This is a genomic window from Streptomyces yokosukanensis (genome assembly GCF_001514035.1).
Lineage (GTDB): Bacteria > Actinomycetota > Actinomycetes > Streptomycetales > Streptomycetaceae > Streptomyces > Streptomyces yokosukanensis.
Genome location: NZ_KQ948233.1, coordinates 20,869 through 47,795 on the forward strand (window position 1 = coordinate 20,869; position 26,927 = coordinate 47,795).

Here is a 26,927-nt window from a genome sequence, read left to right on the forward strand (position 1 = left end):
CATGGAGAGACAACCCTCGTTGCCACTCCATCAGCATGCCACCTTTAGCTAGAGCTAAAAACTCGGTTGGTGGAAAAAGTACACCCGAAACCTCCGTCCAAGGGCGTTGACCTGCGGTGGCCCACAGCGAAACTGACGCAAAGTCACCCTGTCGGGTCACTGACGGAGCCGAGGAAGCGGTCGGGTGACGCGAGCGTCGGCGATCATCACCTGGTACCAGTCGCCGTCAGGGCGTCGTCCCGCTCCCGTCATGATGCCGCCCGGGTAGGGGTGCCCAGTCCTGCTTGGCCAGGCACATCTGCAGCGCCGACCAGGACTGTCCCTCCACCTGCTCCACGTCGGGCAGTACTCGCTCCACCTGGAACCCGAGGCGTTCATAGAGCCGGACCGCGCTGTCGTTGTGGCTGAAGACGCCCAGTTCCACGCGCTCCAGACCCAGGGAGCCGAAGGACACCGCCAGCACGTGCGTCAACATTGCGGCCCCCATCCCGCACCCACGCGCCTCCGGGGCGATCAACACCCTCCCCAGCCGCCCTGCGGCGCCGTCGGCGTTCATGCGTACCGAGGCATGACCCACCACCTGCCCGGTCCGCGAGTTGACGCCCATCCAGCTCCGACGTCTTCGTGTCATGGACTCGGCCGCATACGCGGCGATCTGCAGTTTGTCCAGCGGCCAGGTGAACGTCGGTCCGGCCCAGGTCATCAGCTCGACCGGACCGGCGATCCACGACGTGAGAAAGGAGCCGTCGGCGCGGGTGAACATGCGCAGCTCAACAGCAGCACCGGACATGCCCCGACCTCCGCGAGCGATCCTTGGCGATCCCGACCGACTGAAAGACACGGCGTGCATCGCTCACCAGACGTCGACCGATGACGCTGCTGAGGCCGCCAAGCGGGCAGCGTTCCCCGTCGACGAGAGCCAAGGGCGCTGCCTTCACCGACCTCTCCCCTCCAGAGAACGCTGCACGGCCGCCGATGCCCCCGTGCCGGCGCCGGCCCGTGCACCTGAGCATTTCCCGTCGCCTCGCCGCTTGGCAACGGGCGAACGCGCCAGCGCGCCTGCCTGCGCCCCGCACCTACGTCGCCGGCCGCGAACGACCGGCTCCAGTTCAAGGCCGTACTGGCCAACTGCCCCTGGATCGCGCCCTGGACGCCGTCACCGCCAGACTCTCGCAGCCGTGGAACTCCGGATGCCTCGAAGGCCACGCCAACCGAAGCATTCTGCGGAGTCGGCAGTGTCAGGCCGTCCGCTTGTGCATCACGTCGAGGTAGTACCGATCACGGTGCGGCACGTGGTTGTCCCGTCCCGGCAGGCTGAAGACCGCGGTGACGTCGGCGGGTCGGGTGATGAGGCTCGCCTGCCGGCCGAAGGTGAGCGTGCTGTTGACCGCATGCCGGCAGCCTGCGTCGTCCAGGGCGGCGATCAGCTCCTCACGGAGGACGGTGGCGTCGAATGGCTCGGAGTCAGGCAGGACGAGCGGCGGAAGTCTCGCGGTCGAACCGGGCCAGAGGTCGATCCAGATCCCGCTGACGGCCCGCTCAGTGACCACCAGCCGCAGCCCGTCCCAGGAGTACGGGTAGCCGTCGATATCGGGCCCCTTCATGATGTGGGCGGGGTGCGGGCGTCCTGGGCCGAGGAGGTTTTCCGCCTCAGCCAGAGTCATTCCGCAGTTCAGGGGCCCGATCCGGCCAGTGCGGGAGAAGTCGACGAGTGCGTCCATCAAGGCCACGACAGTGACTGTGACACTCTCCCGAGGCAGCTCGCACTCCGATATCAGCCTGCCGCCGGGCCTGCGCCGGCTTGCCGGGGTGCGGGTGACGATTTCCGCCCATTTGGGCCGCCCGATGGCTCTGGCAGACCCCGCCGGCAGGCGGTCATTCTTCAGGGGGTGGGACGTCCTCGGCGATGAACGTGAAGTTGGTCGTCGGGTCGGCCTGGAAGCGGCGGGCGAGGCGGATCTCCATAGCACTGAACACGTCGGGTACCTCGCGGGCGTTGCTGAACTGGATGGGGTCAGTGCGGCGTCGGTCGAACCATTGCCCGGCACGCTCCGCGGCTTCCGGCGTGAGGATGTAACCCTCGGAGGCACTTCTGCGGCGCAGCACCTCGACGAGTTCGTCGGTGCTGTACGGAGGAAACTCCACACGCTCCGTGAAGCGGGAGGCCATGCTGCTGTTGCTGAGCAAAAACGCGTCCATCGTACGCGGGTCGCCGGCGGCAATCACCACAAGTCGGTCGTTCCAGTACTCCATCTCCCCGATCAAGGAGTCGACAGCCTCACTGCTCCTCAGGGCGTAGGCCTCGTCGATGAAGAGCACCCCGTCGAGGGCCTGATGCACAACTGCGCGGACCTTGGACGCGCTCTGGCCGACACACTCGGCAGCCAAGTCAGCGCACGTGACCTCCAGCACGTGGCCCTTGCGTAGCAGTCCCAAGGACTGGAGCCATTCGCCGACATGCCGTGCCACAGTGGTCTTGCCGGTCCCGGGTGGCCCCACGAACAGCAGCGCGGGCAGGCTCTTCCCGCGGGCGTGGTGGAGCCGAATGCGGTTCTTGAGCTCTGTGAGGGCATCGCGCACCGTGCCAAGGCCGGCCATGTCGTCCAACGCAGTCACCAGGGTGCCGTCTCTGATGAGAGTGTCGGGGCGTTCGGAACTGAGCAGCCGTTCACGATCGGCCAGTACCTGCTTTTGCAGGGTGACGGCTTCCCGCATCTGCCCCGTCTGCCAGTAGGAGTGGGCGAGGTTGTGGCGGGCGGTGAGAGTGTCGGGGTGTTCGGAACCGAGTAGCTGTTCACGTTCGGCCAGCACCTGCTCCAGCAGGACGATGGCCTCGTGTGTCCTCCCTGCCTGTGCGTGAGAAAGGGCGAGGTTGTGGCGGGCGGTGAGAGTGTCGGGGTGTTCGGAACCGAGTAGCTGTTCACGTTCGGCCAGCACCTGCTCCAGCAGAGCGATGGCCTCGTGTGTCCGCCCTGCCTGCCCGTAAGAAAGGGCGAGGTTGTGGCGGGCGGTGAGAGTGTCAGGGTGCTCAGAGCCCAAGGTTTCCACACGCTGTGCGAGCACAGCTGTCCGCAGGGGTATAGCATGACCGTCGCGCCCCGGCTGATACAGGTGCTGAGCTGCCGCTTCGTAAGCATCGACGGTGTCGGTGGACGGTGGACTGTGCTCAGGGGCCGAGTCCGCAACCGCCATGAAGTGGGGCAGGAGCCGATGCCATTCCGTGGCGGCAGCCCCTGCAGCAGGAGTGGCCTGCTGGATGAGGCGCTCTGCCTCTTCTCTGCCCGGTCGGTACGCGCCAGGGGCGGTGGTGCCCCTGTGGCGGAGAACCGTCTGCACGAGACGGTGGACATGAAGGCTCTGCTCGGCGCCGTAGGCGATCATGCTGTAGGCGCGGAGTACGCCTAGAGCCTCATCCAGGGCGGCTGGTTCCGGGCATAGGGGAGCGAGCAAGGCCCGGGGGATGTCGGCGGGGGCAAACCAGGCAATCGCGCTCAGCACCGTGACCGACTGCGGATTGCGGGTTTCGACAGCGACGAGACTGTGGTCCCAGATTCGGCCGATGGTGCGTTCGGAGTCGATCCCGCCCGCGTCCGAATCGATGACCTGGCCGAGCAGAGTGCGGTAGTCGGCCAGTGCCATACCGGTCTCGTGAAGGTAGGCACCCGCCTGCTCCAGCGCCAGGGGCAGGTAGCCCAACTCGGCTGCCAGCGCTTCCGCATCCTCTCGCGTCCCCGGCGGGAGCGCGTGCTCGTCTCCGAAAGCGAGGATGCACAACAGCGTGACGGCCGCATCAGGGTCGAGGAGGCCGAGGGGCATAGTGGGAGCGATGCTGTGCCAGCCGGTAGAGATACGGCTGGTAGCCAGGAAATGACCGCCTTGAAGCGTCCCCAGGTAATGATTCAGCTCGCGGGGATCCTCGACGTTGTCGAAGATCAGCAGCCACCCGGGATGGATCTGGAGCCATGAGATGGCCCATGCAGCCCGCGCGTCGGTGCCTGCAGTCACGGCCCACTGCGGGCACAGCCGCATGGCCAGGGCAGCCAGGCCGGACAGGATGTTGTCGGTACCGTCTCCGGTCGAAGCTGCGTCGATCCACCACACCAACGTGTACGCGCTGCGATAGCGGTGTGCGTACCGGGCCGCGAGCGTGGACTTGCCGATACCGCCCAGTCCGTGGATCGCCCGGGTCCCGGACTCCTGCGTGACCGCCGCCCCACCTCCATCCGTCAGATGTCGCCGCAGTTCAGCGAGTTCATCTTCACGCCCGACGAACACACCTGCGGCGGACCGCGGAAGATTCCCGGTGCCCGGCGGCGCCTCGACCTCCTGGACCCAGCACACAGCCTCTGGTGGCAGATGCACGATCCGATTGTTGTCGCCGGTGATCGCCACACCGACCGTCTCCGCGGCAACGGACCGGTCACCTGACGCTTGCGGGCCCTTCGACTCAGGCACGGCCGCTCCCGTTAACGCTGAACCGTGTTGTTGTCTCCGGTGATCGCCACACCGACCGTCTTCGCTGCGACAGCTCTCGTACCAGAGGCCGTCACCTGCACCGGCTCTCCAGTCGGCAATAGGCCGGCCAGCTCCGTCCGCAGGCCGGCGTCGTCCTGCAGCGCCCACTTGATCTGCTGCCGCATCGCACCGACCGCATCGGTGTCATCCGGCGCTTCCGCCACGTCCTGAACGGCGGCCTCCAACTCGGCCTGCCCCCGCTCGTCCCGCCTGCCCCAGACCGCCTGCAACATGCGTCGACCGGTATTCGCCGTCGCGTCCACCGCAGCGTCCTCGGCCCGCTGGAACACCGCCACCCCGTACGCTCCCACGGCACTCGCCACGTAGGGCCACACTTGCTCAACCCACTGCGCGATCTCGGCACTCACCCGTACGCCCCCTCGAATCCAGCCGACGTCCTTGGCTCCAGAGCCTGTGTTGCATCCTGGCAGCTTCGAGAGCAGGCCTTCCTGAAGTGCATGATGCCCCCACCGTCCGCCACCGATGCTGAGGACGGACGGCGCAAGTCGTGGGACCTCGGCGAAGCTGCCCACCACGCGCCATGCTGGTCGCCAGCCACCACGGCTCGAAGATCGAGTGACCACCCCACCTTTGATGATCAAGCCCGACGTTGAGGAACAAGCTGAACCCACTGGTGGGATCGGCTCCGCGAGCGGCGGCTGAGTTCGGCGGCGTGCTGGGCGCGGGTGCCGCCTGCTGCCGCGCGTGGCTGGTTCTCTTCTCGCCTTGTTCCCATAACCCGTTGGAATCGCTGACTCTGGCAAGACGGTACGCCTGGGCTGCGTGAGGAGAACCCGGATGAGCGGTGCGCGGAACACGGGCATGGGAGCATCGGCCGCCGGCGACGCGCGGACGTCGGGGACCCGTGCCCCAGAGGGCATGACGTCGTTCGACCACATCTACGATCAGCCGGATCCGCGGGCCTACTTCCGGGCGTTGGGCCCACTGGAGTACCAGGCGCCCCACCACGGGCAGAACATCTTCCGGCGGGCACTCACGGCCTGCGGGCAGACAGTCCGCCCGGCAGAACCGGTGACAGTGCTGGACATCTGCTGCTCGTACGGCATCAACGCCGCCCTCATCAACCATGAGGTGACACTGGACGACCTCTACTCCCACTACACGTCGCCGCAGGCCACCGAGCTCACCACAGCCGAGCTGATCGAGTGGGACCGCAGCTACTACGCGGCTCGTCGACGCCCTGACGCGGCCCGGGTGCTCGGACTCGACATGGCCGCGAACGCCATCTCCTATGCACGCGCGGTCGGCCTGCTGGACGAAGGGTTCGCCGAAAATCTCGAAACCGCGCCTCCTTCTCCGCCCTTGCGCCGCGCCGCGCAGCACACCCGGCTGATCACGATCACCGGAGGGACGACCTTCCTGTCTCCCCGCACCTTCCAGCGGCTCCTGGCCTGCGTCCACGCCCCAGTGTGGGTTGCGGCCCTCGTACTGCGCACCACCTCGTACACGTCCATCGCGGCATGCCTGGCTGCACACGGCCTGGTCACCGAGAAGGCCACCACGCACACCTTCCTGCAACGACGTTTCACGGACGCGGTCGAACAGCAATACGCCGTCCAAGCGGTGACCGCAGGCGGCGAGGACCCGTACGGAAAGGAGACCGACGGCTACTTCCACACCGCGCTGCACCTGTCGCGCCCCTTCGAGGACGTGAGGGCGTTTCCGCTGACCGATCTGATGCCGAGTCGGTGAGACCGGTCGGACACGCACTACAGGTGAACGGGCGATTACTTCTGGTTGCCGGTGGAGAGGCTTGCTGTCTCAGTCGGTCAGCGGTGACAGGGGGGTGCGGTGTCTGGATCAGCCAGGTGCGGCGAGGAGGGCGGCAGGCCGGGGGACGGGCCGGACAGTCGTTCAAGAACCCCGGATTCGTCACGGGTGCTGGTCACTGATCTGGACGGCACGCTGCTCGGCGGTGCTGCCGGGCAACGCCGGGAGCTCCGCGAGGCGTTGGACCGCCATCCGGAGATCACGGTCGTCTTCGCCACCGGCCGTTCTGTGCCCTCCGTCCGTGAGGTGCTGCGGGAACCGTTCGTGCCGACCCCGCGCTGGATCATCGCCGATGTCGGGGCCAGTGTCGTCGACGGCGACGATCTCACCCCTGAGGCCGTTCTGCAGGAGTGTCTGCGCAGCGGGTGGCCGGGAGCCGGAAGGGTCCGTGCCGCGCTCAGGGGCTTCACGGCGCTCACCTATCAGCGGGTGCCTCAGGAAGGGCGGTGCTCCTTCTACCTCCAGCCGCAGCATCTGACGGCCGAACTGGGTGCGGCGGTGGAGGAGCTGGGCTGTTCCTGGGTGTACTCGGACGGCCGGTACTTCGATGTTCTGCCTCCGAGAGCGGGCAAGGGCAGTGCGCTGGCGCTGCTGGCAGCCAAGCAGGGCTGGCCGATGGAGTCCCTCCTAGTCGCGGGTGACTCACTCAACGACGTGTCCCTGCTCAGGATCGGCGCGCACGCGGTCGTGGTGGGCAACGCCGAGCCGGCCTTGCGTGAACGAGTACCCTCCGGCGCCAGGGTGCAGCACACCCATGAGGAGGGCGCGGGCGGCATCCTCGCAGCCTTGCGCCGCCTCGGCTGGGTGAGCGGCGTCAACCGGCTGGTGATCGGATACCACCGCCCTCCTGCCCAGTGGACCACGGACGGCTGGCTGCCCCCGGTGAGTCCCAACGGCATTCTGCCCGTCCTGCGCCGCGTTGCCGCCGGCACCGCTGACGCCGTGTGGGCGGCCGCCGCGGTCACCGGTGACGCCACCGGCCGAACGGTCCCGCTGGACGGCCGTGGGACGGGACTGCCACTGGCCCTGCTGCCGCTCTCTCCTGCCGACTGGGGCGCCTATTTCCACCGGGCGTGCAAGGAGGTCTTATGGCCTGTCCTGATGTCCCGGCCCGATCTGATGCGTTTCGACGAGTCCTCCTGGGGCCGCTACGAGGAGGTCAACGCCCGTTTCGCCCACCACGTCGCGGCCCACGCCGCGCACGGCGCCACGGTCTGGCTCCACGACTACAACCTGTGGCTCGCCCCCGCTCTGCTTCGCCGGGACCGTCCCGACCTGCGGATCGGACTGTTCCACCACACCCCTTTCCCCTCCCCGGACGTCTTTGCCACGCTGCCCACCGCCACACGGATCCGCGCATCGTTGTCGGCCCTCGACTGGGCGGGCTTTCACACGGACGCATTCGCCGCCAACTTCCGCCGTACCATGGCCGGCTCCTCGCGCATCCCGTGCACCGGCGTCCATCCGCTCGGCATCGACCGCCCCGCGGTCGAGGACCTCGCCCGCGCCCGTACCGCGGCCCACCGGGGCGGGCGCACACCTTCCGGTCCTCTCGTCCTGTCGGTCGAACGACTCGACTACGCCAAGGCGCCGGTGGAGAAGGCCGAAGCCCTGCACCGGCTTCTCTCCCGCCACCCTCACCTGCGGGGCCGACTGCGCTTCCGGCTCGTATGCCCCCCGCCCGAACCCGGCATCCGCGCCTACGACACCACCCGCCGCCTCCTCGAACAGCGCATCGCCGCGGTCAACAGCATGTGGGGCACTGCTGAGTGGCGACCCATCGACTACCGCCCCTGGTCCGTGCCGTTCACCGAGGTGGTCGACCACTTTCTGCAAGCCGATGTCCTGTGGGTGACCTCTCACTCGGACGGCATGAACCTGACCGCAAAGGAGTACGTCGCCGCCCGCCATGCCGTCGGCATGCCCGGGGTCCTGGTTCTGTCACGGCATACGGGCGCCGCAGCCCAATTCGGCGCGGCGGCCCTGCTCACCGACCCCCACGACGGCGACGACCTGGCCCGCACCCTGCACCGGGCGCTCACCCTCCCGCTTGCCCGACAACACGCTCACCTGGAACGCCTCGCCGCCCTCCTCGATCGCCGCACCCCGGTCGAATGGGCCGCAGGGGTCGTCGCCGACATCCGACGCGCCCCCTCCGCCTCGCCCCTTGCGAGCCCTGCCTCCGCCTGAACGACGCCGGCGTCGTCGAGAAGACGCACGGGAAGCCGGCGAATCCGCGATCTGTGGCCGGATCCCGGCCGTTTCGGTGCCTGCGCCGATAGGTAGGGATTGACGCTGACGAACGCAAGCACCTCCTGTATCCGACAGCGGTCCGGCAGAAGGAGATTGCCTTGGCGGATGACACAGAGGCGGCGGGCCGCGAAGCCGCCCAGAGAGTCCTTCTCGTCAGTCCCAAGACGTCGTTCGGGCCCAAGCTCCAGCGCACGTACGCGGGCGGCCTCGGAACCGTCAACCCCGGTGAGCGCAACGTCCTGCCGCCCCTGGATCTGCTCCGTATCGCCGGAGTCCTGCGGGCTGCGGGATGTGTGCCGCGCATCGTGGACGAAGAGGTGGACGGCCCCCTCCCGCCGCTTGCGGATGCGCGAGGGGGACGGGGCGAGGCGGACATGGTGATCTGCCAGGTGTCACTGGCGGCCATGCGCGAGGACGTCCGCAGGCTGACCGAGTTCGCCGCGGCCGGACTGCGGACTTTCGCCTACAGCAGCATCCGCGGACACGACCAGTGGCAGGAGATCCTGACCACCAGCGGCTGCGAAGCTGTGATCCTGCCCGAGGCGATACCGAGCCTGGGACACCTCGTCGAAGCCCGAGCAACCGGTGCCCTTGCGATCCCCGGACTGATCACCGCGGGCACCGCACGCGACCCCGGCCGCCTGCCGCACGTCTACGGCGATCTGGCTGACGAACCGCTGCCGGCTCGAGATCTCGTCGATCACCGCCGATACGTGTTCCCGGCACTTCCCGGAGAACGCATCACCACGATGAACGCCAGCTTCGGCTGCCCCTACCCTTGCGGCTTCTACTGCCCTTACCCCCTGGGCGAGGGCAAGAAGGTCAGGGCGTACCCCGTCGAACGGATCGCTGCCGAGTTCGAGCAGTGCGCGCAACTCGGTATCACGGCCGTGGTCTTCCGCGACCCTGTCTTCACTTTCGAGCGGCGGCGCACGGTGGCCCTGTGCGAAGCAGTCAAAAAGGCCGGGTCAGGCATCCGATGGTGGTGCGAGACCCGGATCGACCGGCTCGACGAGGAACTGATCCGTGTCATGGTCGACGCCGGCTGTGTGGGCGTGGAGGTGGGGGTCGAGAGCGGGGACACGCGCATGCACGACACCGCGGTCCGAAAGCGACTCGGCCTGGACACCGTCAGAGCGTTCCACCGTACGGCGCGGCAGACCGGCCTGAACATGCTCTTCCTCCTGCTCTTCGGTCTGCCCGGCGAGACGCGGCAGTCCATTGCCAACACACTCGAATTCATCCTGGAACTGGGACTGGCGTCCGAGGAATTCAACGTCGGAGTGATCACCCCGTACCCCGGGACGGCTCTGCACGCGCTGGCCCTGGACCGCGGCTGGATCCGCGGCGACCAGGACCAGTTCACCAGTTTCGACGTGGTGATGCGCACGGACGAACTGACCGAGGACGATCTGACCGAAGCACTCGCGCTGACCGAGGAACTGCACCGGATCAATGGTGGCTGTGCCCCGGCCGAGGCCCTGGCCGCCTACCGCAGCCGCGTTCGAAACTGGGCCGGCACGACGCCGGCACCCCACGGGCGCTCGGCATGACCGGCGCCCCCGCGCACGGCGACGCACCTGGCCGGGCCCAACCCGGCTCTGGACCGAACCGCACACGGTACGTCCTGATCACCGGGGCCAACCGCGGCCTGGGCCGCGCAGCCGCCGAACTGCTCGCCGAACAGGGCTGGGTCGTCCTCGCCGGTCACCGCAGGGCCCAGACCACGGACCCGCTTGTGGCCACCGTGGCCGCGCGCGGTGGCCGAGCCGTCCCCGTCCCCCTGGACGTCACCGACCCGGCCGGCCTTCAGACGGCCGCCGAGCGGATCGCCGACCGTACGGGAGGCACCCTTCACGCCCTGATCAACAACGCGGGCGTCTTCCTTCCCGAGGACGCGCGCCTCACCTCTCTCACCCCCGAAGCCTGCCGGACGACCCTGCTCACCAACGTCTGCGGCCCTGTGCTGACCACGCTGGCCTTCCTCCCGCTGTTGCGTGCGGCCGGCGGCGCCAGCATCGTCAACGTCAGCAGCGCAGAAGCCCGAACGGAACGCGCGAACGGACAGTACACCTGCTACCGCGCTTCGAAGGCCGCGCTGGAACTCGCAACAGTCAACCTGTCGCTGGCGCTCCGGCCGGCACACATTGTGGTCAACGCCGTCGAGCCCGGCTGGATACCGACCGACATGGGCGGACCGGACGCCCCCGACTGCCTGCACACCGCAGCCCGCCTCATCGCCTGGACCGCGAGCCTCGCGCATCTGCACCAAGCCGCGTCGGGCGAGGTCTTCTCCGTACATGCTCTGCCGCCCGCCTTGGCCGCACAAGCACAGTGAGGCGTCCCCGGAGTGTGGACACGAGGGTCCACGCCGCGAGTGTGGGCTTACGTGCTCCCCGCCGTGGCGCGGTCCCCGCCGAGACCATGGCCCGCGTGGACCAGGCGCTGCGCGCCGTCCTCGACCTGTAGCGGCACCCCGCCCCTGTCGCAGGGCAGCGGGGCACTCTGCCACGAGGGCCGGGAGGGTCTTCCCCGGTTGGTCCGCGACCATGATCTCCCGCATGCCCGTCAGGAACCGCCGAACGGCACCGGCACCGGCCGGGTCCCGCTCTTGAGATTGCCGGCCGGCACAGACGTCGATCGGGTGGAAGGTGGCTGGGCCGCCGGCCCGACAGAAGCGACCTGTGGCCGTCCCACGTGGGGCGCAAGCGGGTCGGGCGGTTGATGGGCGAGGCCGAGGACGCGGGGATCAGCCCGCGCCGGAGCGGCTTCACGCGCCGTGCCCAAGGCGGGGCTCCATCGGCCCTAGGACGAGGAACAAGGTGAGGACCAAGTCGTAGTCCCTCGGACGAAGGGCCCCGGCGGCACGGATTCGCAGCGTGGCCAAGATGCGGGGTGATGTCATGGTCGCGGTGAACGGCCTGTGTATGCCGGGTGACCTGACGGTTCAAGACGAAGACCCCCGCGGTGCGTTTCCCGACACCGTGGGGGTCTTCGACCGTTCGGTCAGAACGTGCGCGAGGTGGCCCAGGTCGCCTGACTGGAGGGATTGTTGAGGTCGAACGTGGTCCCGGACAGACGCCTGTCCGCGCCCCGAACGCCGGTGTAGCGGCCCACGGCCCCGTTCGACCAACTGATGGTGAAGTAGATGTTCTGGCCGTCCACGGCGCCGTTCAGGAGGGTGCCGACCATGTCGCCCTGGACTGCGGAGCCGTAGAGGTTCCCGCTGCCGTCCTGCGTCAGGTTGACCGTCAAGAAGGCGTTGCTCTGGTAGATGTCCCACACCCCGCCGGCGTAGAACCCGGCGGACCGCACGGAGACGGTCCTGGATGCGGTGACGGTCGTCGCGCTCGCGGGGGCGGCGGCGGCGACCCCGGCGGCGGAGAGGAGAACCGCGACGGCCGTCGCGGTGAGGAGCCTGGGCGTGCGGCGTGATGCGGACATGAGCCCTCCAGAGGAGGTCGGATCGGACGTGGGCAGCGGTGCCGTGGGGACCGCCGGTGAACCCGTGGAGCCACCGCCGACCGCGAGCGCGGTGGTCGCCGGAAGCAGCTTCAGTCTTTTCGCAGCTCTCATGCTTCCCTCCCCCTGGCCATTGCGCGGTTGCGCTGGCTCATGTCTAGCCGCCGAGGGTTGTCCGGCGCCGAGACGTGGACGCCGGACATCAACAACTGGACAATTGCCAGGTATCGCAGCCGCGGAAAGGACGTCCATGCCACGTGCCGAACGCCCGCTCGACCCGGACACCGGTCCGCTGACGCGGTTCGCGGCCGACTTGCGGAAACTGCGTGAAGCGGCGGGACGGCCGACCTATCGGGAACTGGCCAAAAGGGCACACTATTCGTCCACGACACTGTCCGAGGCCGCGGGCGGGCGCACCTTTCCGAGCCTTGGTGTCACGCTGGCGTATGTCGAGGCGTGCCAAGGTGTTTGCCACGAATGGGAAGCCCGGTGGCACGAGGCCGCCGCCGAGATTGCCGCGAGTGCACGTTGCGACGAGCCCGGGGAGAACAGCTCGCAGGGCGCACCGTACGCCGGGCTGTCGGCGTTCCAGCCGGAAGACGCCGACCGCTTCTTCGGGCGCGAGCGGCTGACCGGCGAGGTGCTGGCGAAGGTCCGTGACCGCCGGTTCGTGACGGTCTTCGGGCCGTCCGGATCGGGCAAATCCTCGGTGCTGCGGGCGGGACTCGTCGCCCGCGCGCGGGCATCGGCGTGGCCGGTACTGCTGTTCACGCCGGGTCCGCACCCCGTGGAGGAGTGCGCGATCCGCCTCGCCGCGATGACGGGAGAGGCCCCCGGCCCACTGGTGACCGAATTGCTGGACGATCCTGCGGCGCTGCACCTGCGGATCCGGCAGGCCACGATCGACCGGACGCCGGACACCGACGCGCTGATCGTGGTCGACCAGTTCGAGGAGGTGTTCACCCTCTGCCAGGATCAGGGTGAACAGGACGCGTTCATCGCCATGTTGATCGCTGCCACCACCGCGGCGAGCAGTCGGACCCGAGTGGTACTCGGCGTGCGCGCCGATTTCTACGGCCACTGCTTCCAGGATCCCCGGCTGGTCGAGGCGATGCGCGACGCGCAGATCCCGGTCGGTCCGATGAGCAGCGAGGAGTTGCGCGACGCCGTCACGCGGCCGGCCGTGCTCGCCGGTTGCACGGTGGCCGGACCGCTGCTGGCGGCCGTGGTCGCGGACGCAACCGGTCAGCCAGGCGCGTTGCCCCTGGTCTCGCACGCGATGGTCGAGACCTGGCGCCGGCGTAGCGGAAGCCGCCTGACCCTGGACGGGTACCTGGGGGCCGGTGGAATCCAGCACGCGCTCGCGCAGACCGCGGAAGCCGCCTACGGGGCGTTGTCGCCGGTGCAGCAGGACCTCGCCAGATCGCTGTTCCTCCGGCTGACCGCGCTGGGCGACGGTACCGAGGACACCAGGCGGCGGATGACCAGGGACGAGCTGGACCCGGGCCCTGACACCGCCTTCGTGCTCGAATCCCTTGCCCGGCAACGGCTGGTGACGCTGGGCGAGGACTGCATCGAGATCACTCACGAGGCGATCATCCGGTGCTGGCCGAGGCTGCGCGGCTGGCTCACCGAGGACCGGGACCGGCTGCTCCTGCACCGGCAGCTCACCGAGGCGACCGCCGGCTGGGAGGCGCAGGACCGCGACCCGCACTCCGTGTACCGGGGTGCCCGTCTGGCCGCGGCGCTGGACCTGGCTGCGACCGACGGCAGCCGGCTGACGTCCAGGGAACGGAGCTTCCTTGACGCGAGCCGTGACGCCGAGGCCGGCGAGATGGCGGCGGTCAGGAGACGGGCGGTCCGCCTGCGACAGCTGGTCACGCTTCTCACGGTGCTGGTGGTCATCGCGGCCACCGCGTGCGTGCTGGCCGTCGGTTCACGCAGCTCGGCCATCCGGCAGCGCAACGTGGCCATTGCGCGTAAGGCCGCCGCCGAGGCGGTTGGGTTACAGCAGCGCAACCCCTCGCTCGCCGCGCAGCTGAGCCTCGCCGCATACCGGCTGGCACCCACCGGCGACGTCCGCGATCAGCTGATGAGCGCGTTCGCGACGCCGTACACGAGCCGGCTCACCGGCCATACCTCGGATGTGGTCTCGATCTCCTTCGCCCCGGCGAGCCCGGTCCTGGCCACCGCGAGCTGGGACCGCACGGTCCGGCTGTGGGACGTCGGCAACACCCACCACCCGCTGCAGCTGGCCGTGCTGAATCAGCCGGAGCGGCTGATGTCGGTGGCGTTCGGGCACGGCGGCCGTGTCCTGGCAACGGCGGGCGAACGATCTGTCCGACTGTGGGACGTGGCGAACCGGCGCGCGCCCATCGAGCTGAGCACCCTGCCGGATCAGCGGGCCGCGCCGACGTGGGTGGCGTTCCGGCCGGGCGGCGACATCGTCGCCTCCGGCCACGCCGACGGCGCGGCGCGGCTGTGGAACGTGAACGATCCGCGGCATCCGCGGCTGCTGGCCACCCTGCCGGGCCACACCGACACGGTCACTTCGGTGGCGTTCGCCCCCGACGGCCGCACACTGGCGACCACCGGGGACACCACCGCCAGGCTGTGGGACGTCACCGACCCCGCGAAGCCGCGCCTGCTCGATGTGCTGCGCGGACACACCGACACAGTGACCTCGGCGGCGTTCAGCCCTGACGGCCGAACCGTGGCGACCGGTAGTTGGGATCACACCGCACGGGTCTGGGACATCAGCGGCAGCCCGCGAGCGCGGCGGCCGGCCGTCCTGCTCGGCCATCCGGCGATCGTCTGGTCGGTGGCGTTCAGTCCGGACGGCCGGACGCTCGTCTCGGTCGGCGGGTCCACTCTGTTCTGGGATGTCACCGAACCGGCAAACCCGAAGCGCGTCAGCGTACTTGCCGGTGGGGCCTACCAGGCCGCGTTCAGCCCCGACGGCCGCGTGTTCGCCGACTCCGACCGGCTGTTGGACCTGGGGGACCTGGTGCTCGGGACCCACGACGACGTGGTCACGTCCCTGGCGTTCGCCCCGGGCGGCCACGTGCTGGCCAGCGCCAGCTGGGACGGCACCGCACGGCTGTGGCAGGTCACCGGCGGCAGGGCTCTGTGGCCGCTGGCGGTCCTGCACGGGCACACCAAGTTCGTCCGGTCCGTGGCGTTCAGCCCGGACGGGCGCACCCTCGTCACCGCCAGCGAGGACACCACCGTCCGCGTCTGGGACGTGACCGATCCACGAAGACCGCGGCTCACGTCGGTCCTCACCCCCGACGCCGGCGAAGTCGCGGGCGCCTGCTTCGGCCCGGGCGGCCACCTCCTGGCCGTGTGGGCGCAACACGGGGCCGGATTATGGGACCTGACCGATCCCGGCAAGCCCCAGCCGATGAGCCGGATCGCCGAGGGCGGGCCGGACGTCACGATGGCCTCGTTCCGGCCGGACGGCCGCACGCTGGTGACGAGCACCGGCGAGTCCGGATCGCTGCGGTTCTGGGACATCAGCGATCCGCGCAGCCCCCGCGAACTGCCGTCCCCGTTCCGGTCCGACCCACTGACCGACGGCGTGTTCAGCCCCGACAACCGGATCCTGGCCGCCGTCCACCGAACGGACAAGGCGGTCTGGCTGATCGACGTCACCGACATGGGCCGCCCGGCGAAGGTGACGCACCTACCGGCGTCCGGCTCCTGGCTGTACGCGCTGGCCTTTTCCGCGGACGGCCACCGGCTGGCCGCCGGCGCGGCGGACGGTAAGGCCCTGCTGTGGGATGTGCGCGATCCGACCGATCCTGCCGCCCTGACCGGCCACTCGAACCCGGTACCCGCCGTGGCGTTCAGCCCGGACAGCCACACCCTGGCCACCGGTGGCAACGACTTCACGATCCGGCTGTGGGACACCGGTCTGAACGCGGTCGTCACCCGCGTCTGCGACAGCGCGTACCCCCGGATCACCAGAGCCGAATGGGCACAGTACTTCCCGACAGTCGGCTTCAACCCACCCTGCCCGGCTACCTGACAGCCGCTTGCCCGGCACGGAGCGGGACGGCACCACGTGGGACGGGCCGGCGGGTGCTCGGGCCGCGTGAGGGGTTCGTACGCGTGTGCGCCCGGAGTTGGAGATGGGCTGCCGAACCTGGCGGCCGAGTCGGTGGCACTGCCCTCGAATTCGTTCCATGCGCCCCGAGACCAGGGCATTCACCCCGATCCCGAAGCGCGGGCCGGTCGAGCGGGCCTTGTGGGACTCGGAAAGTCATCGCCGCAGGGCTGCCTCCGCAACCACCGCAGGCAAAGGCGGTGAAACCCGGTCGATGTCTCTCCCCGGGCGAGCCCCCTCTGGTATCAACGCCGCCAACTCCCCACCCCCACAGCGCCCTTGCCTTCGTGCGCGCTCCAGCACCTACCGTCATGGCTACGACTTGTTCGAGGAGGAAACCACCGTGCGTTACACACTGTTCGGCAGGACCGGGCTGCGCGTCAGCGAGCTGAGCCTCGGAGCCATGACCATCGGCGATGACATGGGCTGGGGCGCCGACAAGGAGACCAGCGCCCGGATCCTCGATGCCTACGCGGACGCCGGCGGCAACTTCATCGACACGGCGAACATCTACACCCACGGCAGTTCGGAGCGCATCCTCGGCGAACTCCTCGAAGGGCGCCGCGAGGAGTTCGTACTGGCCAGCAAGTACACCTGCGGGTTCCCCGGAGGTGACGTCAACGCGGCGGGCAACCACCGCAAGAACCTCGTGCAGTCCGTCGAGGCCAGCCTGGAGCGGCTGCGCACCGACCGGCTCGACATCCTGTGGGTGCACGCCCGTGACAACTTCACCCCGGTCGACGAGGTGATGCGCGCCCTCGACGATCTCGTACGTACCGGAAAGGTGTTGTACGTAGGCGTGTCCGACTGGCCCGCCTGGGAGATCGCGCAGGCCAACACCCTTGCAGAGCTGCGTGGTTGGACCGCGTTCGCGGGATCGCAGCTGCGCTACAACCTGCTGGAGCGCACACCCGAACGCGACCTGCTGCCGCAGGCTCGGGCGTTCGACCTGGCCGTCCTCGCGTGGGCGCCGCTGGCGGCCGGGAAGCTCACCGGCAAGTACCGCCGGGGTGAGGCGGGCCGCCTTGATGCCTGGGGCGACAAGCCGAATGCGCAGGAGGAAGACGTCATCACCGCAGTCCTGGAGATCGCCGAGCAGGGCGGCTGGAGCGCGGCCCAGGTGGCTCTGGCCTGGCTGCTCGGCCGCCCCGGCAACGTCGTTCCGATCGTCGCGGCCACCAAGGAGAGTCAGCTCGCCGACAACCTCGGCTGCCTCGATGTCCGACTCGACGCCGACGCGGTCGCCCGTCTCGACAAGGTCAGCGCCGTATCGCTCGGCTTCCCTCACGACTTCGTACGGGAGCCGTCCGTGCTCACCAACATCTACGGCGAGTACTGGCCCAAGATCGATGACCGGCGCTCCGCCTACCGCCGCACGGTCACCGACGTTCGCTAGTGCCGGATTCCTCAAAGGATGCACAGGCAGCGGGGGGGCGTAGGCGGGTGGCGCGGGTCTGCCCCAGGTCCAGGGCCGTGGCACGGTACGGGACCGAGCGAGGCTCCTCGGACAATGCGCGGTGCGTAGAGAACACCGCCGCAACGACCAGGAACCTCGTCTCATCACCCCAGCCAACAGTCCTTCATCGCCTGGGCGGCGTCGTGGACGCAGCGGCTCCGGGGCATCCGCCGTCCGTGGCGCGCCGCGCGCTCTCGAAGGTCCACCACACGCGTGCGCCAGCCGTACGAGCCGAACCATCCCTCCGGTGCGTTCGGACACCCGGCCTCGACCAGCCTCTTGAGGTGGTCGGCCGCCGGTGCCTGATTCTGTGGGTGCTGTCCCGGGCCGCTGGCGGGGTCGGCCACTCGCCAACCCGGCCTGAACCCTCGGAAGATGCGTCGACTACACAACCAGGCCGGCGTGGACGAGACGGAGTGCGGCGGCCGGATCCTGGGCACGTGTGACTGTTCGCCCTACGACGACATGTGAGGCACCTGCGGCGAGGGCAGCCCGAGGTGTCCCGGGGCGGGCATGGTCGAACGGGGTTCCACCAGGCAGTGCGACTCCGCAAGTGACGATGAGAGCATTGCTGCCCAGTGTGCCGCGCAAGGCCGAGACGTCCTGGGGCGAGGCGATCACGCCGTGGCAGCCGGCCTTGCCCGCCAGGCGGGCCAACCGGAGTACCTGCTCCTCGGTCGAGTCGCTGACGCCGATGTCGGCAAGATCCTCGTCGGTCATGCTGGTGACCACGGTCAAGGCAAGGATTCGCAGGTCGGGGAAGTCGCGGGCGGCATCGACAGCAGCAGCCATGATGCCCGTACCGCCCATGCTGTGCACGGTCACCATGGAAACGCCCAAAGCCCCTGCGGCGCGGACTGCCCCAGCGACCGAGTTGGGGATCTCGAAGAGCTTGAGGTCCAGGAAGACCTCCTTGCCCCGCGAGACAAGATGCCTGACGAAATCGGGGCCGGCCGCGGTGAGAAGCTCAAGGCCGACCTTGTAGAAGCGGCACTCGTCGCCCAGCCGGTCGACGAGGTCTTCAGCGGTCGGTCCGTTGCCGTAGTCCAGGGCGACGATGATCTCGTTGTTCGGATCCACGATGGCATTGTGCCCGCCACAGCGAACCGCTGATCGTTTCCGGTCACGGCACCAGGCACTGCCCGGTGGGTCGTCACCGGATCCGCTGCCCCATTCCGGCCTTACGAGATCATCGGCTGAACGGGGCGTCTCACGGCGTGGTGCGGACCGGGCGTGAGGGTCGGCGGTGAACCATGCCAGCGGCCCCCCAGGGCTCCGCTGTCTTGTCGATGACTCGATCACGGTGAAGGCCTCCGGCGCGGTGGATCTGCCGAAAGAGGGGGATCAGCTGCGGGCATCACTCCACTGAACGTCTCCGTCGGACACGGCCCCTCAGCCCTGCGACACCCAGCTCTTGATCTCCTCGGCGACCAGTCGTACGTCCAGCTGTTCGCGAGCGATCCGCTCGGCGAGGTCCCCTGCGTCCTTGTAGTCGACCGTCACCACGGCGCCGGACACCGTCAGGTACGAGGCGGCGCAGATGGCGCCGAACAACTCGTTGGCGTACTCCAGCGCCGGGACGCGGATGAGCTGGTGCATGAGCGCGGCCGCCCGATGATGCGGCTTCGGGTACACGTACCTGTCCATCACCTTGTCGGTGTGCCGGGCCACCGCGGCCTGGAGACTGCCGAAGTCGACCACGTCCGGGTCACCGGGCACGTACCGGTGGGCGACGTCCAGCAGCCACGCTCGATCGACAGCGAGGATCACGCAGCCCGCCCGTCCGCCTGGCCCTTGGCGGGCGCGGGGTGTCCGAACCGCTCGGCGAAGTGGGGTCCCCACTCCTGCGCGAAGTGCGCGGCGGCACCGAGGAACCGGTGCCGCAGGTCGTTGCCCTCGTCGGCGAGGACCTGGCGGGCGTAGTCGGGCACGTCCATGCCGGCCGCCTTGGCGCGTTCCTCGATCGTGGCGTACACGTCGTCGTCCACGCGGACGTTGATCTGCTTCTTCGCCATGAGACAACCGTAGCCGTATGTACGGGCCGCTACACCCGGTTGCGCCAATCCCCGCCTCTTCACGCTCCATGAACAACCGACAGCCGTCCGGCCTGAACCCATCAGCACAGGCTTGCCCAACCGCCGCCCGATCTCCCGAAGGAAGCCGCAGAAGACATCAAGTCGCTCCTGCCCCCGCAACTCCCGCAGGTCAACGTCGAAGTCGACTTCATCGTCACCGTGGAAACAGAAGATGGCCAACACATCCGCAGTCGGCCAGACCCGCAGGTCCGCCACTCGGACTGCCGCCGGTCATCGGCGGCGCACTGCGGCGCGACGCTGATGACGACGTCCGAACTTCCGCCGCAGCTCGGTTGATCCGCCAGACTTGATCTTGTTTCCCGACGGAGCAGGGACGGTAGGCATGGCGAACAGCGCACTTCTGGTGATGGACGTCCAACGGGACATCGTGGCCATCGCCGACGACGGTTCCGGCTATCTGTCGCGCTTGCGCAGGGCGATCGACGGTGCCCGGGCTGCCGGCATCCCCGTGATCTACGTGGTGATCGGGTTGCGGCCGGGCGATCCAGTGAGCCCCCGCAACAGGGTGATGGCACATGCCGTGCGGGCCGGCCTGTTCACCGAGGGCGACCCTGGCACCGAGATCCATCACGAGGTCGCGCCCCAGCAGGGCGACGTCGTGGTCACCAAGAGGCGGGGAAGCGCGTTCTCGGGCAGCGACCTCGACCTGGTGCTCAGGGCTCGCAATATCGACAGCCTTGTTCTCACCGGCATCGCCACCAGCGCCGTAGTGCTGTCCACCTTGTGGCACGCCATCGATCTGGACTTCGGACTCACCGTCCTGGCCGACGGCTGCCTCGACACCGACCCCGAGGTCCACACGATGCTCACCGAAAGGCTGTTCCCACAGTGGGCAGATGTCGTCGCCGTCGAGGACTGGCTCAAAGCCATCGCACCGCAATAGCGGGAGGCGATGCCATCCCGACCCTCGCCCTTGCGCGACCGTCGTCGACGGCCTGACCTTCCAGGGCGCGATCATCCAGACCGGTACCGAATCCTGTCGGCTCGCACCTACCAAGGCCCAGACTGAACGAGCCGAGGCCCGCTGAGCAGGAAGAGCCGGACCCAAATTCTGTAGTCTGAGGGATCATTGGCCTGGCGAAGAGGCGCTGATGTCAGCCGTTGTTGTCGTCGGGGCGGGCATCGTCGGCGCCTCTGTGGGCTACCACCTGGCACGCCAGGGCGTCCCTGTGACCCTGCTCGACCAGGGGCCGTCACCGGCTACGGGAGCGACGGGCGACTCTTTCGCCTGGATCGGTGGCTGTGGAGGGGACTGGCCCGGCGGAGCGCAGGACCTGCGCGGATCCGTACTTGCGGACTACCGGCGATTGGAGACCGAGCTGCCTGACGTCTCCGTCCGCTGGACAGGCTCGCTGACGTGGGCCGACGCCCAGGCCAAGCGCGACTCTCCGTTGGGACCCGGCCGGTTCTGGGTCGGAGGAAGTGACATCGCGGCGCTGGAGCCCAACCTGCGAAACCCTCCCGAGCAGGCCATCCATGCTCCAGGCGATGGAGGCGTCGATCCGACAGCGACGACCGACGCACTCGTGGATGCTGCTCGTGCCCACGGAGCAACAGTGATCCACAACTCGGTCGTGACTTCTCTTGAAATGACAGGAGAACGCGTCGAGGGCGTACGGTCTTCCACCGGTTTCCACGCGGCCGTAATGGTTGTGCTCGCCGCTGGAACCGGCATCCCCAAGATGTGCGAGCCGTTGCCGGCTCATCTGCCCGTTGCCGCGTCTCCAGCCTGCCTAGTGCGGCTCACGGCACCATCCGGCCTGGTCAAGACCATCGTAGCCAGCCCGGGTTTCGAAGTCCGAGAGGTCCGTGACGGCGACCTCTTACTGACTCTCCCGCGGGTCGGAAGCACGTCAGCTACATCACTTCAGCAAGCCGGGCAAGACGCGCTCCGCCGTTTGCAGACCGCCTTCCACGGAAGCGACCGTTGTCGCGTGCTGGGCTGTCGCATCGGCAGCCGACCGATTCCCGCTCAGGGACCGGTCATTGGATACGTGTCACGAGATCGATCCGTCTACGTCGCCGTCATGCACTCGGCCATCACCCTGGCGCCCACCATCGGACGACTCATTGCCGACGAACTCGTGACCGGCAGACCAGCCCCCGAGCTACGACGCTGTCGTCCGCGCAGCCTTCCCTGACAGAGCTGCCGCACGAGCCGCCCTCAAGACAGCTGGAAATGCCTCCGAGTGGCCCTCGGCAATTTCACGTGCCGCGCCGACTGCGCTGTATGTAGCGTCACGCCGGTGGCGAGCGAAGACGTTGTGCAAGAGCACCCCCATCGACGCATCGTGCGGATCGGCGACACCGTCCGAAGGCCGGTCCAGCCCTGGACGGCGACGGTCCATTCGCTCCTGCAGCATCTGGAAGCGGTGGGTTTCCCCTATGCGCCCCGGGTGTTGGGCTTCGACGAGCAAGGCCGCGAGGTCCTGAGCTTCGTTGAAGGAGAGTCGGGGCCGGCGGGCTGGGCCAAGGTCGTGGATGACCGGGGGCTGTCCGCCTTTGCCCAGCTGCTGCGGGACTATCACGACGCGACGACTGACTTCTCACCGCCCGCGGGGGCGGCCTGGGCGGTCGCCCCAGGTGGCGGACCCATCGATGGCGAGGTGATCTGCCACGGAGACTTCGGTCCCTGGAACGTTGTGTGGCAGGGACACCGGCCCGTGGGGATCATCGACTGGGACTTCGCCCGCCCGGCTGCTCGGCTGCACGATGTGTCCTACGCACTCGAGTACGTGTCGCCGTTCCGCGACGATGCCGAGTGCCTTCGGTGGCTGCGCTTCCCGGCACCGCCTGACCGTCGTAGGAGGTTGGAGCTGTTCTGCGCCGCGTATGGGCTCTCCTCGGCAACCGGCATGGTCGATGCCGTCATTGCCAGGCAGCAGGAGAACATCGAACTCGTCCGCCGACTGGCCGGGGAAGGCCACGAACCCCAGGCGACCTGGGTCGCCGATGGCCTGCTCCAGGAACTCGACGCCAGGGTCGCCTGGAGCCGGGCGAACCGCCCGCTGTTCGAGCGCTGACACCCGTCCGGGCGACCCGGCCGACGAATGACATCAGCCCTGATCCGCTGCCCGCCGATGACGACGATCCGGTCGGACAGCAGCTGCTGCGCCGCCATCCCACCGCCTACGAGCCTGCCGCGAGCGCGGACCTGCGGGACGTCGACCACAAGCGGGGCGGCGGAAGCAGTTTCGCCCGGACCGATTGCCGCGACCTGCTGACGCCGCCCGCCAACAGTCACGCGCGCCGATTGTGCTCGTCCGGGACAACCTCGACACGCACAAGCACGCCCGACCGAGGGCCTTCCCCGACAGCTCGAGATGCTCGCCCACCGCCGCGAACAGCCACTTCGCCGGCTGCGTCGACGTAGCACACCCACCCAGGTTCACGCTCAGCCTGTCGAAGTCCTTGAACTGCGGCGGCCGTTCGGCCATGCCGCGATCGGCGCCGAGGCGCACCACGAAGTCCACCGGGTCCACGCCCCGCACCGCCGTGAGGCTGATGTCCGAGAGCATCCCGTCCTTGGCGATCGCACCGCTGTACCAGTGCTCGCCGATCCACCCCAAGCTGTCGTCCGTCACCGTGGCGACCCCTCTCCTCATCGACCCTCGCGCACACGTTGGCCTCCGGCCGTCCAAGGTGATGTTGGATCACCGGGAGTCGGGCCGGTGCCGGCCATGAAGCCGTCGAGGGCGTCGGGCCGGTACGGGAGGAGTCAGAGCCGGTTGCGGAGGAGGGCCTTGGCTGCCGGCCAGCAGCCCCTGTCATCGCTGTGAGTCAGATCTCGTTGTCCGTGCACGGCCGATCTGCCTAGCCTGCGGGGGTCCGCCTCGGGTGGACCTGCTGCCGTAACGCCGAGTCCTGCGGGGACGCGACAGAGCTCCGTACCGAACCCTCACCTCGCAGGCGCCGTTGAGGAAGCCACACCATGCGCCTTTTCGCCTCTCCCGCCCGTCTGGGCCTGGCCGGCGCAGCCGCCGCGCTGCTGCTCCTGCCGTTCGCCGACCTGGCCGGCGCTGCCACCCCCGTCAGCCAGGACCGGGTGACCCCGACCACGATGACCGCGGGCGTCGCCGCCTCGGCCCGGCTGACCGTGCACGCGCCCAGTTGCCTCACCGCCAAGACACTCGGTGTCGGCGTCCGGGACGCGGCCGGCGACAACTTGGACTTTCCGGGTAATGCATCAAACGTCCTAATATGCCCTAATGGCACACATTTTACGAGTGCCCCGCGGACGCTGCCGGCAGGCACGTACACCGTCTTCGGGTTCTGGCAGGACTCCGGCGGGGCCTGGCACAACCTGCCGTCGCACCAGCTGACCGTCAGGGCAGGTTCGACCGCGACGGGTGCGAAGCCCCTCGCCACCTCGGGGGCGTCGGCGTCCGATGGCGGCGGCTCGCCGGTCTCCGGCCAGTCCGCGGTCTGGTCGGACGACTTCTCCCACGGCATCGACTGGGGCACGAAGTGGGCCGGCGACAAGACCTCGTCCTATCGCTACGGCAACCACAACCCGGACGACAACAAACTCGACTGGCTGGACCAGAGCGACGTCACGGCCTCGAACGGTGTCGCGACCTTCACCGCCCAGCCCTCCTCGCACACCCTGGAGAACGGCAAGCAGGCGTGGACCACCGGTCTGCTCACCACTGAGGGCTCCAGCGAGGGCTTTCAGGTACGTACCGGCGACTACGCCGAGACCCGGGTCAAGCTGCCGTCGGACCCCGGCGCCTGGCCGGCCCTGTGGACCTGGAAGAACGGCAACGGTGAGATCGACTCCTTCGAGTACCACCCGGACAACCCGAACCTGCTGGAGCTGACCAACCATGTCACCTCCGGCGCCGACTACTACACCGGAACCGGCACGGTCGCACCCGGCCAGTGGGTCACCATCGGCACCCACTACGGCGCCGACTCGGTGGACTGGTACGTCAACGGGCGGAAGGTGTACTCCGACAGCCACGGCGTGGGCAGCAGCTTCTCGGCCTACCTGATCCTCAACCTGTCGGTCAGTGCCGGCGCGTACCACCCCGCACCCGCCGGCTCGACGCCGATCACCATGCAGGCGCAGTACGTGAAGGTGTACCGCTGATCCGGCTGAACGGCAGACGGTCGGCGTGAGAACGGCCCAGGGCGTCATCGGGGCGGTGCTGGGCGGGTCTGCCGGCTCCCGGACCTCTTGCAAGGTCACGTAGTCGCAGGTCACGTTCGTGGGCAGCAGCGCGACCCCATCGAGGCGGTGGATCGCGGGGCCTTCATGGTCTCTTCTCTCCTTCGCGCACACGGGGCACGGGGCACGGGGCATAAGGAGTGTGCCCCCCGCTCTAAAGGCAATGAATTTGCTTTAAGTCGCCACGGGTCCTACAGTTCACCTAACGCAAACTCTTAGCTTTTGTTGCTTGAGGGCTTGTGCCGCTCCAGCTGATCAGGAGACAGAACTGTGTCCGCCGACGAACTCACTCCGCCGGAGGCGGCCCGCTGGGCCGCCCGTGCCGGACTCCCGCTGCCGGCCGACCGCCACGACGCGGTCGCGGCCACCGCCAACCACATCCATTCCGTCGTCGCCGTCCTGCGGGAACTCGACTTCGGGGACACCCCGCCCGCCCTCGCATACCGCGCGGGAGAGGAGAAGCACCATGCAGCCGTTCGAACTGCCTCTGACCGCCGCCGCTGACGCGATCCGCGCACGGCAGCTGTCCCCCGTCGAGCTGGTGGACTCCGTCCTCGACCGCATCGAGAAGGTGGAACCGCACCTTCAGGCCTACGTCGCCGTCACGGCCGAGCAGGCCCGCCGGGAAGCCCGCGAGGCCGCGGACGAGGTCGCGGGCGGCCGCCTCCGGAGTCCGCTGCACGGCATCCCCATGGGACTGAAGGACTTGATCAACGTCGCCGGTGCGGCGACGTCAGCCAGCTCCAGGGTTCGCACGGGCCACCGCGCAGAGGCCGACAGCACCGTCGCCGCGCGCCTGTCGGCAGCCGGTGCGGTCCTGTTGGGCAAGACCCACACCCATGAGTTCGCCTACGGTCTGACCACCCCGCAGACCAACAACGCCTGGAACCCCGACCGGATCGCGGGCGGCTCCAGCGGTGGGTCCGCCGTCGCCGTCGCCGCCGGCGCCGCGACCTTCAGCCTGGGCACCGACACCGGCGGATCCATCCGGGTGCCCGCCGCGCTCAACGGGGTCGTCGGGCTCAAGCCGACCTACGGCCTCGTCCCCCGCCCGGGCATCACGTCACTGTCCTGGTCGCTGGACCACGTCGGCCCGATCACCCGGACCGTGGAGGACGCGGCCCTGGTCCTGTCCGTCCTCGCCGGCCACGACCCCCGCGATCCCGCCTCGCTGGTCGTGCCCCCGGCGGACTACCGGCCGGATGCGGGTGCGGACCTGGCCGGGCTGCGCGTCGGCGTGCCGCGCAACTACTACTTCGACCACGTCGATGCAGAGGTGGAAGCCGCCGTGCGGCACGCCATCGACCAACTTCAGGCCCTCGGCGCGCAGCTCGTCGACGTGGAGATTCCGATGACGCGCTACATCAAGGCCACCCAGTGGGGCCTGATGGTGCCGGAGGCCACCGCCTACCACGAGCAGACCCTGCGCACGGTTCCCGAGCTGTACCAGGCGGACGTCCGCATCCTTCTCGAGGCCGGTCAACTCATGCCCGCCGGGGACTACTTGCACGCCCAACGCTCCCGCACCCTCATGCGGCAGGCCTGGGCCGGCCTGCTGGACGAGGTCGACGTCATCGCCGCCCCCACGGTCCCGGCCACCGCGGTGGCAGCCGGCGAGGAGGTGATCACCTGGCCCGACGGCACGGTCGAGAGCGCCTCCGACGCATACGTACGCCTCTCGGCCCCGGCCAACATCACCGGCCTGCCGTCCTTGTCCGTCCCGGTCGGCTTCGACGCGGCGGGCTTGCCGGTAGGCATGCAATTGCTCGGCCGCCCTCTCGGGGAAAGCACTCTGCTGCGGGTCGGTCACGCCTATGAGCAGACCCAGCCGGCCCGTGAACTCGCGCCGGTGGCCTGAGCAGGTGACGCTGTCGGGGATCTTGGAGACTGGCAGCTCTGGGGGCGTGGCCGGCTGTCGGGTTCCGTCTTCTCTCGCAGATCCTCTTCCGCGGCCCAACGGGGTGTTCGTGGTCCCCGTGAACCCGTGATCACGACGCCTGTAACGGTTTTGCGAACGCCAGAGCTGCGCCGTGTGGTGTTGAAGTGGCGGGGGGTGCTTACGCCAACCCCCACCGA

At 68.8% G+C, this 26,927-nt stretch carries 20 protein-coding genes; 12 read left to right on the forward strand and 8 right to left on the reverse strand.

All coding sequences use genetic code 11. The features are described 5' to 3' along the window. Positions 1 to 226 precede the first annotated feature (226 nt). The 4 genes from AQI95_RS40655 to AQI95_RS40675 form a co-directional block, all read right to left on the reverse strand. Positions 227 to 790: a GNAT family N-acetyltransferase gene (locus tag AQI95_RS40655; protein WP_067136021.1), complete on the reverse strand. Its 564-nt coding sequence runs from the start codon at positions 788 to 790 to the stop codon at positions 227 to 229. A gap of 448 nt (positions 791 to 1,238) precedes the next feature. After that, a complete protein-coding gene (locus AQI95_RS40660) occupies positions 1,239 to 1,721 on the reverse strand; it encodes a hypothetical protein (RefSeq protein ID WP_425264966.1) in 483 nt (160 codons plus the stop codon). A 154-nt stretch (positions 1,722 to 1,875) separates the two neighbouring features. Continuing rightward, positions 1,876 to 4,392 carry a tetratricopeptide repeat protein gene (locus AQI95_RS40665; protein WP_159056675.1) on the reverse strand — a complete coding sequence of 839 codons (2,517 nt, stop codon included), beginning with the start codon at positions 4,390 to 4,392 and terminating at the stop codon, positions 1,876 to 1,878. A gap of 74 nt (positions 4,393 to 4,466) precedes the next feature. Then, on the reverse strand, positions 4,467 to 4,883 hold the full coding sequence (locus AQI95_RS40675) for a hypothetical protein (protein WP_067136029.1): 417 nt from the start codon (positions 4,881 to 4,883) through the stop codon (positions 4,467 to 4,469). Between the two features lie 430 nt (positions 4,884 to 5,313). On the opposite strand from AQI95_RS40675, the gene AQI95_RS40680 reads away from it, so the two are divergent. From AQI95_RS40680 to AQI95_RS40695, 4 genes are all read left to right on the forward strand, one after another. Further along, positions 5,314 to 6,228 (forward strand): hypothetical protein, encoded by a 915-nt coding sequence (locus AQI95_RS40680; protein WP_244189040.1) that lies wholly within the window; start codon positions 5,314 to 5,316, stop codon positions 6,226 to 6,228. 186 nt (positions 6,229 to 6,414) lie between these two features. Next, the gene (locus AQI95_RS40685; RefSeq protein WP_067136031.1) at positions 6,415 to 8,496 is read left to right on the forward strand and encodes a trehalose-6-phosphate synthase; all 2,082 of its coding nucleotides are present in this window, start codon (positions 6,415 to 6,417) and stop codon (positions 8,494 to 8,496) included. Between the two features lie 161 nt (positions 8,497 to 8,657). Further along, positions 8,658 to 10,112 carry an AprD4 family radical SAM diol-dehydratase gene (locus AQI95_RS40690; RefSeq protein WP_067136034.1) on the forward strand — a complete coding sequence of 485 codons (1,455 nt, stop codon included), beginning with the start codon at positions 8,658 to 8,660 and terminating at the stop codon, positions 10,110 to 10,112. Beyond that, positions 10,109 to 10,897, forward strand: coding sequence for an SDR family NAD(P)-dependent oxidoreductase (locus AQI95_RS40695; protein ID WP_067136036.1), 789 nt, complete (start codon positions 10,109 to 10,111; stop codon positions 10,895 to 10,897). The genes AQI95_RS40690 and AQI95_RS40695 overlap by 4 nt, the downstream gene beginning before the upstream one ends. Positions 10,898 to 11,565: 668 nt before the next feature. Here AQI95_RS40695 and AQI95_RS40700 read toward each other — a convergent pair. Further along, entirely contained in the window at positions 11,566 to 12,003 is a 438-nt protein-coding gene (locus AQI95_RS40700; RefSeq protein WP_067136038.1) for a hypothetical protein, read from the reverse strand. Between the two features lie 268 nt (positions 12,004 to 12,271). Between AQI95_RS40700 and AQI95_RS40705 the strand changes: the two genes are divergently transcribed. Both AQI95_RS40705 and AQI95_RS40710 read left to right on the forward strand, forming a co-directional pair. Next, on the forward strand, positions 12,272 to 16,051 hold the full coding sequence (locus tag AQI95_RS40705) for an nSTAND1 domain-containing NTPase (protein WP_067136041.1): 3,780 nt from the start codon (positions 12,272 to 12,274) through the stop codon (positions 16,049 to 16,051). 421 nt (positions 16,052 to 16,472) lie between these two features. Next, on the forward strand, positions 16,473 to 17,525 hold the full coding sequence (locus tag AQI95_RS40710) for an aldo/keto reductase (RefSeq protein ID WP_067136043.1): 1,053 nt from the start codon (positions 16,473 to 16,475) through the stop codon (positions 17,523 to 17,525). 444 nt (positions 17,526 to 17,969) lie between these two features. Here the strand turns inward: AQI95_RS40710 and pyrF are convergent, their stop codons facing one another. The 3 genes from pyrF to AQI95_RS48530 all read right to left on the reverse strand — a co-directional run bounded on the left by pyrF (position 17,970) and on the right by AQI95_RS48530 (position 19,600). Continuing rightward, a complete protein-coding gene (gene pyrF, locus AQI95_RS40715) occupies positions 17,970 to 18,665 on the reverse strand; it encodes an orotidine-5'-phosphate decarboxylase (RefSeq protein WP_079071884.1) in 696 nt (231 codons plus the stop codon). A gap of 312 nt (positions 18,666 to 18,977) precedes the next feature. Then, positions 18,978 to 19,355, reverse strand: a complete 378-nt coding sequence (locus tag AQI95_RS40720; RefSeq protein WP_067136045.1) for a fic family toxin-antitoxin system, toxin component — start codon at positions 19,353 to 19,355, stop codon at positions 18,978 to 18,980. Continuing rightward, positions 19,352 to 19,600, reverse strand: a complete 249-nt coding sequence (locus AQI95_RS48530; RefSeq protein ID WP_067136047.1) for a plasmid mobilization protein — start codon at positions 19,598 to 19,600, stop codon at positions 19,352 to 19,354. Before AQI95_RS48530 ends, AQI95_RS40720 begins: the two co-directional genes overlap by 4 nt. Positions 19,601 to 20,003: 403 nt before the next feature. Here AQI95_RS48530 and AQI95_RS40730 point away from each other — a divergent pair, with 403 nt between their 5' ends. The 6 genes from AQI95_RS40730 (at position 20,004) to AQI95_RS40755 (ending at position 26,709) form a co-directional block, all read left to right on the forward strand. Further along, positions 20,004 to 20,564 carry a cysteine hydrolase family protein gene (locus tag AQI95_RS40730; protein ID WP_067136049.1) on the forward strand — a complete coding sequence of 187 codons (561 nt, stop codon included), beginning with the start codon at positions 20,004 to 20,006 and terminating at the stop codon, positions 20,562 to 20,564. A 208-nt stretch (positions 20,565 to 20,772) separates the two neighbouring features. Continuing rightward, positions 20,773 to 21,822, forward strand: coding sequence for an NAD(P)/FAD-dependent oxidoreductase (locus tag AQI95_RS45770; protein WP_079071886.1), 1,050 nt, complete (start codon positions 20,773 to 20,775; stop codon positions 21,820 to 21,822). Positions 21,823 to 21,927: 105 nt separating this feature from the next. Then, positions 21,928 to 22,704, forward strand: coding sequence for an aminoglycoside phosphotransferase family protein (locus AQI95_RS40735; protein ID WP_067136118.1), 777 nt, complete (start codon positions 21,928 to 21,930; stop codon positions 22,702 to 22,704). A 908-nt stretch (positions 22,705 to 23,612) separates the two neighbouring features. Beyond that, on the forward strand, positions 23,613 to 24,773 hold the full coding sequence (locus tag AQI95_RS40745; protein ID WP_079071887.1) for a glycoside hydrolase family 16 protein: 1,161 nt from the start codon (positions 23,613 to 23,615) through the stop codon (positions 24,771 to 24,773). A 348-nt stretch (positions 24,774 to 25,121) separates the two neighbouring features. Further along, the gene (locus tag AQI95_RS45780) at positions 25,122 to 25,355 is read left to right on the forward strand and encodes a hypothetical protein (RefSeq protein ID WP_079071892.1); all 234 of its coding nucleotides are present in this window, start codon (positions 25,122 to 25,124) and stop codon (positions 25,353 to 25,355) included. Continuing rightward, a complete protein-coding gene (locus AQI95_RS40755; RefSeq protein WP_067136056.1) occupies positions 25,318 to 26,709 on the forward strand; it encodes an amidase in 1,392 nt (463 codons plus the stop codon). The genes AQI95_RS45780 and AQI95_RS40755 overlap by 38 nt, the downstream gene beginning before the upstream one ends. Positions 26,710 to 26,927: the final 218 nt, after the last annotated feature.